The following is an 11,767-nucleotide window of genomic DNA, read 5'->3' on the forward strand; positions in this document are numbered from 1 at the left end:
CTGTTCGGCGTTCCGTGCGGTGTGCCGGAATGCGCTGGCTGGGATGTGTCTGAGCAACGGGGGAGAGAATGGCCGACGAGCGGAAGTATGTCGATTATCTGAGGCGCGCGACTGCGGAAATACAGGATCTTCGGCAACGTTTGCACGCTGCTCAAAACCGGATTCCAGAGCCTGTGGCAATCGTCGGCATGGCATGCCGTTATCCCGGTGGCGTGTCTTCTCCGGACGGCCTGTGGAGACTGGTCACCGAAGCCCGCGACACGGTCACCGAGTTTCCCCGCGACCGGGGCTGGGACATCTCGGGGATATACGATCCCGACCCTGATACCGCCGGTAAGAGTTACGTTCGAAATGGCGGGTTCCTCGAGGACGCCGCCTCCTTCGACGCCGGCTTCTTCGACATCAGCCCCCGCGAGGCGCTGGCCATGGACCCCCAGCACCGGCTGCTGCTGGAGTGCTCCGCCGAAGCCGTCGAACGCGCCGGCATCAGGCCGGATTCCCTGCGTGGCGGCCGTGTCGGGGTCTTCAGCGGCATCATGTCGTCCGGACCGTCCACCGACACCGCCAGCATGGCCGCCGGCCGGGTGGCCTACGCGTTCGGACTGGAGGGCCCGGCGGTCGTGGTCGACACGGCATGCTCCTCCTCCTTGGTCGCCCTGCACGTGGCCTGCCAGGCCCTCGCCGACGACGACTGCTCGCTCGCCCTCGTCGGCGGGGCCACGGTCATGACGACGCCCGACACCTTCGTCTACTTCAGCCGCCAGCGCGGACTGTCCCCGGACGGCCGGTGCAAGTCCTACGGCGCGGGAGCCGACGGCACCGGCTTCGCGGAGGGCGTCGGAGTGCTGCTCGTCGAGCGGCTCTCCGACGCCCTCCGCCTCGGCCACCCCGTGCTCGCCGTGATCCGTGGCTCGGCCGTCAACCAGGACGGCAGGTCCAACGGCATCACGGCCCCCAACGGCCCCTCCCAGCAGAGGGTCATCCGGGACGCCCTCGACCGGGCCGGCCTGGGCCCCGCCGACATCGACGTCGTCGAGGGCCACGGCACCGGCACCCGCCTCGGTGACCCCATCGAGGCCCAGGCGCTCCTCGCCACCTACGGGGCTGACCGGCCCGCCGACCGACCGCTGCTGCTCGGCTCCGTCAAGTCCAACATCGGCCACACACAGGCCGCCGCGGGCGTGGCCGGCATCATCAAGATCGTGCAGGGCATGCGCCACGGGGTCGTCCCGCCCACCCTCCACGCCGACGAGCCCTCGCCGCACATTGACTGGACCGCTGGTGATGTCCGGCTGGTGACCGCCGGCCCGGTGCCGTGGCCCGAGACCGGCCGGCCCCGCCGCGCGGCCGTCTCGTCCTTCGGCCTGAGCGGCACCAATGCCCACGTCATCCTCGAACATGCCCCCGCCCCCGAGGCACCCGACTCCATGCGGCCCCCCGCCCTCACGGGCGCCGCCCCCTGGATCCTGTCCGCCCGCACCGAGGAGGCCCTGCGCGCCCAGGCCGCCCGGCTGCGTGCCTGGGCCGACCGCAACGAGGACGCCTACCCCGCCGACGTCGCCATGGCACTCGCGACCCGTCGCACGTCCATGCCGGTGCGCGCGGCCGTCCTCGGCACCGACCGGGCCGACCTGCTGCGCGGACTCGACGCCCTCTCCGCCGGCGAGAGCGCCGCCCACGTAGTCTGCGCGCGGGCCCGCCGGCACGGCGGCCTCGCGGTGCTGTTCACCGGCCAGGGGGCCCAGCGGGCCCGCATGGGCCACGAGCTGTACGGGACGTACCCCGTCTTCGCCCAGGCCCTCGACGAGGTGTGTGACACGTTCGCCCCCCACCTGGAACGGCCCCTGAAGAGCGTGCTGTTCGCCCGCCCCGACACCGCCGACGCACTGCTGCTCGACCGCACCGCGTACACCCAGGCCGCGACGTTCGCCCTCGAGGTCGCCCTTTACCGGCTGACCGAGAGCTGGGGGGTGCGTCCCACCCTCCTCGCCGGCCACTCGATCGGTGAACTGACCGCCGCCCACATCGCCGGAGTCTGGTCCCTGCCCGACGCGGCGAAGGTGGTCGCCGAACGAGGACGCCTGATGGACGCCCTGCCCGACGGCGGCACCATGGTCGCCGTGGCCGCGCCCGAGCAGTGGGTGCGCGACCTCATGGCGTCCCTCGGCGCCGAGGTGAGCATCGCCGCCGTCAACGGCCCCTCCGCCGTGGTTGTGTCCGGCGAAGAGGCACTCGTGGACAAGGTCGCCGCCGCCTGTCGCGCCGAGGGCGTACGGACCAGGCCCCTGCGCACCTCGCACGCCTTCCACTCGTCGCTGATGGAACCCATGCTGGAGGCCTTCTCCGCCGTCCTCTCCTCCGTCACGTCCCACGCGCCCCGCCTGCCCGTGGTGTCGAACGTCAGCGGCGAACTCCTCACCGCCGACGAGGCGCGCTCCCCCGAGTACTGGATCACCCACGTCCGCGACACCGTGCGCTTCGCCGACGGCGTACGCACCCTGCGGGCCCGGGGAGCGACCCGGTTCCTGGAGATCGGCCCGGACACCGCGCTCACCCCGGCGGCCCAGGACACCCTCGCCGAGGAAGGCGACACCGGCGGCGAGGTGTTCGCCGCCCTCCTGCGGCGCGGCCGCGCCGAAGCCGACACCGTGCTGGCCGCCCTGGCTCGCCTGCACACCGACGGCGTCACCGTCGACTGGGACGCCGTCTTCGCCGGCCACCCCGATCCCCGGCTGGAACTGCCCACGTACGCCTTCCAGGGCACCCGCTACTGGACCGCTCCGGACCAGGACACCGTCGACGCGACCGGACTGGGCCTCACCGCCGTCGGCCACCCGTTCCTCCGCGCCGCCGCCGAACTCCCCGGCTCCGAAGAGGTGTTGCTCACCGGCAGGATCTCCGCCGAGACCCACCCCTGGCTCACCGACCACGCCATGTGGGGCACAGCCCTGCTGCCCGGCACCGGACTCGTGGAACTCGCGGCACGCGCCGGCGAAGCCGCGGGCTGCCCCGCCGTCCGGGACGTCACGCTGCACGCCCCGCTGATCGTGCCCGGTGACACGGCCGTCCACCTGCGCGTCGCCCTGTCCGCACCGGACGACGAGGGTGCCCGCGCCCTCACCCTCCACTCCCGCCCCGAGGACGCCGTCCACGACGACCCCTGGGAGCTGCACGCGTCCGGGACGGTCACCCCCGAGCCGGGCACCGCCCCCGACACCGCAGAACTCGCGGGTACCTGGCCGCCGCAGGACGCCACCGCCGTCGACATCGACGGCGTCTACGAACGGCTCGCCGCGCGCGGCTACGACTACGGGCCGGCGTTCCAGGGGGTCCGCGCGGTCTGGCAGCGGGGCGCCGAGGTGTTCGCCGAGGTGTCCCTGCCCGAGGCCAGGCACGACGAGACCGGCGGCTTCGTCCTCCACCCGGCTCTCTGGGACGCCGCCCTGCAGTCCCTCGCCCTCGTCGGCTACGACGAGGTGGACGGCGAGACGCGGCTGCCGTACGCCTGGAAGGACGTGGCCGTCCACGCCCGCGGCGCCGTCGCCCTGAGGGTCAGGATCGAGGCCGCCGACGAGGAGACGCTGTCGCTGACCGCCGTGGACCACGCGGGCCTCCCAGTGGTGTCCGTCGACACGATCCGGCTGCGCGACGTGTCGCCCGACCAACTGGTCGCACCCGACACGACGGACGACGCCCTTTTCCAGGTCCAGTGGGTCCCCGCCGACCTGCCGCTGCCCCGCGACGGCTCCGCCCGCCCGGAGGGCTCCTGGGCGGCGCTCGGCGCCGACGACGTACGCCTCACCGGAGCGCTGCGGGCCCAGTGGGGTGACGGTTCCTGGTACGCCGACCTCGCCGCCCTGCGCCAGTCGCTCGACGCCGGCGCCACCCCGCCCGCACTGGTGATGCTCACCCTCTCCGGCCCGGGCGACGACCCCACCGACCTGCCCGCAGCTGTACGGCACGCCGCTCTCGACACCCTCAGCGTCCTGAAGGAGTGGCTGGGCGACGCACGGCTCGCGGCCGCACGGCTCGTGGTGGTCACCCGCGGAGCGGTGGGCGACGCACCCACCGACCTCACCGGTGCCGCCGTGTGGGGCATGCTGCGGACCGCCCAGACGGAACACCCCGACCGCGTCGTCCTCGTCGACATCGACGACACCGAGGCATCGGCCCGCTCCCTGCCCGGCGTCATCGCCCTGGAGGAACCCCAGGCCGCGCTCCGCGACGGTGAGCCGCTCGTGCCTCGCCTCGCCCGCCCCGCCCCCACCGGGACACCGGCGTCCCCGGCACTCGACCCGTCCGGCACGGTCCTGGTCACCGGCGCCCTCGGTGCCCTCGGCGCCGCCCTGGCCGAGCACCTGGTCGTCCGGCACGGCGCACGCAGGCTCCTGCTCCTGAGCCGGCGCGGCCCCGCCACCGAGGGCGCCGCCGAACTCGCCCGGAAACTGCGGGACCTCGGGGCCGAGGTGGAGATAGCCGCCTGCGACGTGTCCGACCGCGTCGCCCTGGCCGCCGTCCTCGACGCCGTACCGGCCGACAAGCCGCTCACCGGAGTCGTCCACGCGGCCGGTGTCCTCGCCGACGGCATGCTCGAAACCCTCACCGAGCGCCACGTCCACGACGTCCTGCGGCCCAAGGCCGACGCTGCCTGGCACCTGCACGAGCTGACCCTCGGCATGGACCTGCGGCTCTTCTCGCTGTTCTCGTCGCTGTCCGGCACCCTGGGCGGCGCCGGACAGGCCAACTACGCCGCCGCGAACGCCTTCCTCGACGCCCTGGCCGCCCACCGCCAGGCCCTCGGGCTGCCCGGCCAGTCCCTGGCCTGGGGAGCCTGGGAGGCCGACGGGGGCATGGTCGACCGGCTCGCCGAGGCCGACCGCGCCCGCGCCGCCCGTGTCGGGCTCACCGCGCTGACGACCGACGAGGGCCTCGCCCTCTTCGACCTGGCCACCGGCACCAAGGAGCCGGCGGCCCTCGTCCCCGCCCGCCTCGACGTCAGGGCGCTGCGCCGGATGTTCTCCCGCGCCGAACAGGTACCGCCGCTGCTGCGCGGCCTCGTCCGGCTCCCCAGGGTCAGAGCCGCCGAGCGGTCCGACCAGTCGGCCGCGCTCCGCGCCCGGCTGGCCGACCTGCCGGAGCAGGACCGGGGCCGCGAAGTCCTCGCCGTCGTACGCGAACACGTCGCCGCCGTACTGGGGCACTCCACCCCGGCGACCGTCGCCGTGGACCGGGGATTCCTCGACCTCGGGCTGGACTCGCTCACCGGCATCGAGCTGCGCAACCGGCTCGACGCGGTCAGCGGGCTGCGCCTGCCCTCGACACTGATCTTCGACTATCCGACACCACAGGCCGTGGCGGACTGGCTGGCCGGGCGCATCATGCCCGCTACCGCCTCTCAGGACGGCGCAGCCGAGGTCCGGCACTCCCGGGGGACGGCCCCGGCGGGCCGGCGCACCTCCGAGGCCGCCGAGGCCGCGGAACACGCCATCAAGAACATGGCCGCCGAGGAACTGGTGCGGCTGGCGCTCGGTCGCAGCGGCTCATGACCGGCATACGAGCAATGTTCCCAAGACCGGGACTGTAGCCAGCCCGGCACGAGGCTACGGGGGATTAGGCAATGACTAGCACGTACGCACCGACGGTCACCTTCCAGAGTCTGAAGGCGGTCGATCGGGTGGCGCCGGGCCGGCACGTCCTCGGCAGGGTCGACTTCACACACGAACCGTCGTCTCCCACCACGGACGCGGGACACCCGGTGGTCGGCATCCAGATGACCCGGTCCGTGGAGGACGGGTTCGCCGAGGTGTGGACCTCCCGCCGGCCCGTCGAGGCCGGCCGGTCGGGTTCGCTGTCCTACGCTGTGGACGGCGAGTTCCTGTTCGGCACCGCCCGCATACCGGAGAGCGACGACTACGTCGACGCCACCGAGGCCGCCTACACCGAAGCGGTCGAGCTGACCCGCTCGCTCGGTTACAGCCGGCTCTACCGCATCTGGCACTACATCAGCCGCGTCAACGAGGAGAACGCCGCGGGGCTGGAGGTGTACCGGGAGTTCTGCGTCGGCCGGGCCCGCGCCCTCGAACGGTACGGAATGACCGACGACATGCCCGCCGCGACGGTCATCGGCGCGCACGCCGGCGGCATCGTCCTGTACTTCCTCGCCTGCCGCGCCGGCAAGCAGGTCAACATCGACAACCCGCGCCAGGTGCCGCCGTACCACTACCCGAGCCGGTACGGCCCCAAGGCCCCGAACTTCGCCCGCGCCACCTACCTCGCGCAGGACGGCGGCGGCGAGCAGTTCTACGTCTCCGGCACCGCCGGCATCCTCGGCCACCGCACCATGCACCCCGGCGACGTGGAGGCGCAGTGCCGGCTGGCACTGGACAACATCGCCCACGTCATCGGCGGCAGGAACCTCTCCGTGCATGGCATCGGTCCGGGCTGTACCCTCGACGACCTGCGTGCCGTCAAGGTCTACGTGCGCCATCAGGCGGACATCGCCCGCGTCGAGCGGATCTGCCGCGAAGCCCTCTCGCCGGTCGCCGACATGGTGTTCCTCAACGCCGACATCTGCCGCGCGGACCTGCTCGTCGAGCTGGAGGGCATCGTTGTCCGCGATCACGTGTCGGGCCTCCGGCGGGTGCCCGAGTGGGAGCACCTGCCCGCCGCCCAGCAGCCGGAGTGGCGCGACCACCCCGCCTACGAGCGGGTAAAGGCCACTCTCGTGGCCGCCCCGCCCGTCGTACTGCCCGGCGAGGTCCGCCAACTGCGCGACCGGCTCGCGGAGGTCGCCGCCGGCGAGGCCCACGTCCTCCAGATCGGCGACTGCGCGGAGAGCTTCTACGAAAGCACTCCGCACCACACCCGGGCGAAGATTGAGACCCTGGACGCACTGGCCGAACGGCTCGGCGACCACACCGGGCGCGGCGTCGTCAGGATCGGCCGCATTGGCGGACAGTACGCCAAGCCCCGCTCGACGCCGTTCGAAGTGGTCGACGGCGTCGAACTCCCCGTCTTCCGCGGGCACATGGTCAACGCCGAGGGCAACTCCGCCGAGGCCAGGCGGCACGACCCCGTCCGCATGCTGTGGGCCTACCACTTCAGCGACGAGGTCCAGCAGGCCCTGCGCAGCCACCGGGACGCCACGGCCCTGCGCAGCGTCCACCCCGGCCCCTGGTCCAGCCACGACGCACTCGTCTTGGACTACATCGGCGCCCTGGTACGCCTCGACGAGGCGACCGGCGACCAGTTCCTCGGTTCCACCCACTACCCGTGGGTGGGCGAGCGCACCGGCGACCCCGGGCAGGCCCATGTCGCCCTGCTCGGCCAGGTGATCAACCCCGTCGCCTGCAAGATCGGTCCCCGCTCCACACCCGACAGCGTGCTGGCCCTGTGCCGGGCGCTCGACCCGCACCGGGAACCCGGACGGCTCACCCTCATCGTCCGCATGGGCCGCGACGCCGTCGGCACCCTCCTCCCCCCGGTGGTCCGCGCCGTCCGCGACGCCGGCCACCTCGTGGTCTGGCTCTGCGACCCCATGCACGGCAACACCGTCAAGCTGCCCTCAGGCACCAAGGTGCGCTACCTCGACCACCTCGTCGACGAGGCCGTCCGTTTCCGCGACATCGTCCGCGCCCACGGACAGCACCCGGGCGGGCTCCACCTGGAGACCGCCGCCGAGGACGTCACCGAGTGCATCGGCGGACCGGTCCTCGGCGCGGACGACGTCGATCGCCACTACACGACGCTGTGCGACCCCCGGCTCAACGCCGAGCAGGCCGCCCACCTCATCGACCGCGTCTTCCGACCGGCCTGAGGCCAGCTGCCCGACGGGCACCCGAACCACCTGAATGACCGAGAACGACACCGAGGGAAGTGCTGAAGTGCTGCGCAGCGATCTGATCCGGCCGTTGCACGAACTGCTGCGGGACCAAGCCGAGCGGCTCGGCGGTAAGACCGCCTTCTCCGACGCCCGGCGCAGCGTGGGCTACGCCGAGCTGGAACGCCGCACCGGGCGGCTGGCCGGCCACTTCCGTGCGCTCGGCCTGGACCGCGGCGACCGTGCCGCCATCCACCTCGACAACGGCGTCGACATGGTGGAGAGCTACCACGCCATCGCCAGGGCCTCAGGGATCGGCATCCCCGTCAATCCCCGCACCAGCGGCGAGGAGCTCGACTACGTCCTGTCGGACGGCGGCGTACGCCTCCTGGTCACCGACCCCGCCCGTCTCGACGACGTGCGCACCCTGCTGCCCCGCCACCCCGGTCTGATCGTCGTCGTCACCGGTGACACCCTGCCCGCCGACGCCCCCCCGGGTGCCGTCTCGTTCAACGTCCTGGCCACCACCGAGCCCACGCAGCCCGCCCGGGACGACCTCGGGCTCGACGACCCGGCCTTCATGCTGTACACGTCGGGTACGACCGGCCGCCCCAAGGGCGTGCTGTCCACCACGCGCAATTCCCTGTGGACCATCGCCGCCTGCTATGCGCCGATGCTCGGCTTCTCCGGCGACGATCATGTGCTGTGGCCGCTGCCCCTGTCGCACTGCCTCGGCCACCACCTCGGCGTGCTCGGCGTCACCGCCGTCGGCGCGACCGCCCACATCATGACCGCCTTCTCGGCGGGTGAGGCACTCGAACTGCTCACCTCCCGCGACTTCACCTTCCTCGCCGCCGTCCCGGCCATGTACCACCAACTGGTGGAGGCGGCCCGGGAGCGCGGCACTACCGCGCCCACCACGCTGCGCGTCTGCCTCACCGCCGGCTCCGTCGCCTCGGAACCCCTGCGCGCCTCCGTTCGGGAACAGTTCGGCGTCGCCCTGCTCGACAGCTACGGCACCACCGAGACCTGCGGCCCCATCACCTCCAACGTCGCCGACGGCCCACGGGTGCACGGCTCCTGCGGGCGCCCCCTGCCGGGCCTGGAGGTCCGGCTCGTCGACCCGCACACGGGCGAGGACGTCCCCACCGGGGAGGAGGGCGAGGTATGGGTCAAGGGACCGAACGTCATGCTCGGTTACTACGACGGCGCCACCGGAACCGCCACGCCTCCCGCCGACGGCTGGCACCGCACGGGCGACCTGGCCCGGCGCGACGCGGACGGTTTCCTGACCGTCACCGGCCGCATCAAGGAACTGATCATCCGCGGCGGTCAGAACATCCACCCGGGTGAGGTCGAGGAGGTGCTGCGTCAGATCCCCGGCGTCCTCGACGCCGCTGTCGTCGGAGCGCCCCACGACGTCCTCGGACAGGTGCCGGTGGCCCTGGTCGTACCGGGCCCGGAGGGCATCGACCCGTCCCGCCTGTTCGTCGAGTGCCGGGCCCGGCTCTCGTACTACAAGGTTCCCGAGGAGATCCACACCGTCGCCCGGGTGCTGCGGACCCCTTCCGGCAAGATCGTCCGTGACGCCCAGCTCGACCAGCCGCGCAGGCTTCTCGCCACCGGAACGGGCACCGTCGACCGCCTCTTCCGCGTGGACTGGGTGCCGCTGCCGGACAGCGGGCGCACCGACGCCTCCGCCTGGGAGGTCCACGGCGAGGACACCCGGGGCGACGGGACCGCCGTGCGCGCAGTGGGCGACCTCACCGGCCTCGCCGACCTGACGGACCGCCTGGCCTATCGCCTCGCACAGGAGGAGGGCTCCGCACCGGACGCGGTGCTGGCCGAGGACACGGCTGAGCGCCGTCCGGTACCGGCCCGGCTCGTGGTCGTGACCAAGGGCGCCGTGGACGCGGCCTTCCACACGGGCCCGGCGACCGGTGAGCCGTGGGCCCGGCTGAGGTCCCTCCAGACCGCGCACCCCGGACGGCTCGTCCTCGTCGACCTCGACGAGGGCACCATCACCCGTGACGCCCTGCGCCGGCTCGTGGAGTCGGGGGAGCCGCGAATCGCCCTCCGCGCCGGCGACGCCCTCGTCCCGCGGCTCGCTCCGGCCGCCGCACCCCACGCCTCCGCGCCCCGGCTCGACCCCGACGGCGTCGCCGTCGTGACCGGCGCGCGGGGAACCGTGGGCGCTGCCGTCGCCGCGCAGCTGGTCACCGGCTACGGCGTGCGCCGCCTGCTGCTCACCGACCCGGACACCGACGGTCTCGCCGCGCTCACCGCCGAACTGACCGCTCTCGGCGCCGACGTACGCACCACCGCTGACCCGGTGGCCGACCTGGACGGTCCGGCCACCGTACTCGTGCACGCCGCGGCCACGGCCGACGGCCCGGACCGGGACCAGCCGCACGATCCGCGAGCCCTGTACGAGGCCGCCGGCGGTGCCGCTCTGCCCGCCCTCGTGGTGGTCACCCCCTTGACCGCAGCCCTCGGCGCCGACGGGGAGGAGGCCGCCGCGTCCACCGCTTCGGCAGCCGCCCTCGTACGCGCCCACCGTGCCCGCGGCGGCGCCGGTACCCTGCTCGCCACGGCCGCCTGGGCCGACGGCGACGAAGGGGCGATCGCTGTCCGTGACGGTCTGACGCTCTTCGACACCGCCCTGACCGGCCCCGACGCCTGCCTCCTGGCCCCCGGCCCGGCCCAGCCCGCGCCGGCCCTGCACCTGCCCGCGCGCGCGGCCGACACCGCGGACGAGTGGGCGGCGCCCGAGCCTTCCGTACGCGCCGGACTCGTCCGCCACCTGGAACCGCTGACGGACGCCGAACGCCTGGCGGACCTCGTGGAACGCGTACTGGCCGCGGTCGTCGCCGTCCTCGGCGACAACGCCCCCACGGCCATCGCCGCCGACCGCGCCTTCAAGGAACTCGGCCTGACGTCCCTGACAGCGGTCCGGTTGCGCAACCGGCTCGTCGAGACCACCGGTCTGGCCCTGTCCGCCGCCGTGGTCTTCGACCACCCCACCCCCCAGGCTCTGGCCCGTCACCTCGCCGCCGAGCTGACCGGTACGCCCGGCGGCGCCGCTGCCCCCGCACCGCGCCGCCCCCGGCCGGCCGACGACGAGCCGATCGCGATCGTGGCGATGAGCTGTCGCTACCCGGGCGGCGTCGCCTCCCCGGAAGACCTGTGGAGCCTGGTCGCCGAAGGCCGTGAGGGCATCGGCGAGTTCCCCGAGAACCGCGGCTGGGACCTCTCCGCGCTGTTCGACACGGACCCCGACGCACCGGGCACGTGCTACACCCGCCACGGCGGTTTCCTGCACGACGTCGGCGACTTCGACCCCGGCTTCTTCGGCATCGCCCCGGGCGAGGCTCTCGTGATGGACCCGCAGCAGCGGTTGCTGCTGGAGGTGTCGTGGGAGGCGTTCGAGCGGGCCGGGATCGACCCGGTCTCGCTTCGCGGCAGCCGCACCGGAGTCTGGGCCGGTCTCATGCACCACGACTACGCGGAGCGGTACGACGGCGTCCCCGAGGAACTGGAGGGCTACCTCGGCACCGCGGCGGCCGGCAGCGTCGCCTCCGGCCGGGTGTCCTACACCCTAGGGCTGGAGGGCCCCGCCGTGACCGTGGACACGGCGTGCTCGTCGTCGCTGGTCGCGCTGCACCTGGCGGCGCAGGCGCTGCGGCAGGGCGAGTGCGACCTCGCCCTGGCCGGCGGCGTGGCGGTCATGGCCTCGCCGCAGGTGTTCATCGACTTCTCCCGCCAGCGGGCACTGTCCCCCGACGGCCGCTGCCGCGCCTTTGCCGCGGGCGCCAACGGCACCGGCTGGTCCGAGGGCGCCGGCATGGTCCTGCTGGAGCGGCTCTCGGACGCGGTCCGCAACGGCCGCCGGATCATGGCCGTGGTGCGCGGCAGCGCGATCAACTCCGATGGTGCGTCGAATGGGTT

General features: G+C 73.5%; 3 protein-coding genes. All 3 read left to right on the forward strand.

Annotated elements, in window-relative coordinates; genetic code table 11:
• The first annotated feature begins 68 nt into the window (after nucleotides 1-68).
• Nucleotides 69-5,546: a type I polyketide synthase gene (locus BKD26_RS05095; RefSeq protein WP_084896170.1), complete on the forward strand. Its 5,478-nt coding sequence runs from the start codon at nucleotides 69-71 to the stop codon at nucleotides 5,544-5,546.
• 71 nt (nucleotides 5,547-5,617) lie between these two features.
• A complete protein-coding gene (locus BKD26_RS41070) occupies nucleotides 5,618-7,816 on the forward strand; it encodes an FkbO/Hyg5 family chorismatase (protein WP_084896172.1) in 2,199 nt (732 codons plus the stop codon).
• A gap of 34 nt (nucleotides 7,817-7,850) precedes the next feature.
• Nucleotides 7,851-11,767, forward strand: a 3,917-nt coding sequence (locus tag BKD26_RS05105; RefSeq protein ID WP_143662609.1) for a beta-ketoacyl synthase N-terminal-like domain-containing protein, incomplete at its 3' end; no start/stop codon positions are given.

It is taken from the genome of Streptomyces sp. CB03238, assembly GCF_002099185.1.
Lineage (GTDB): Bacteria > Actinomycetota > Actinomycetes > Streptomycetales > Streptomycetaceae > Streptomyces.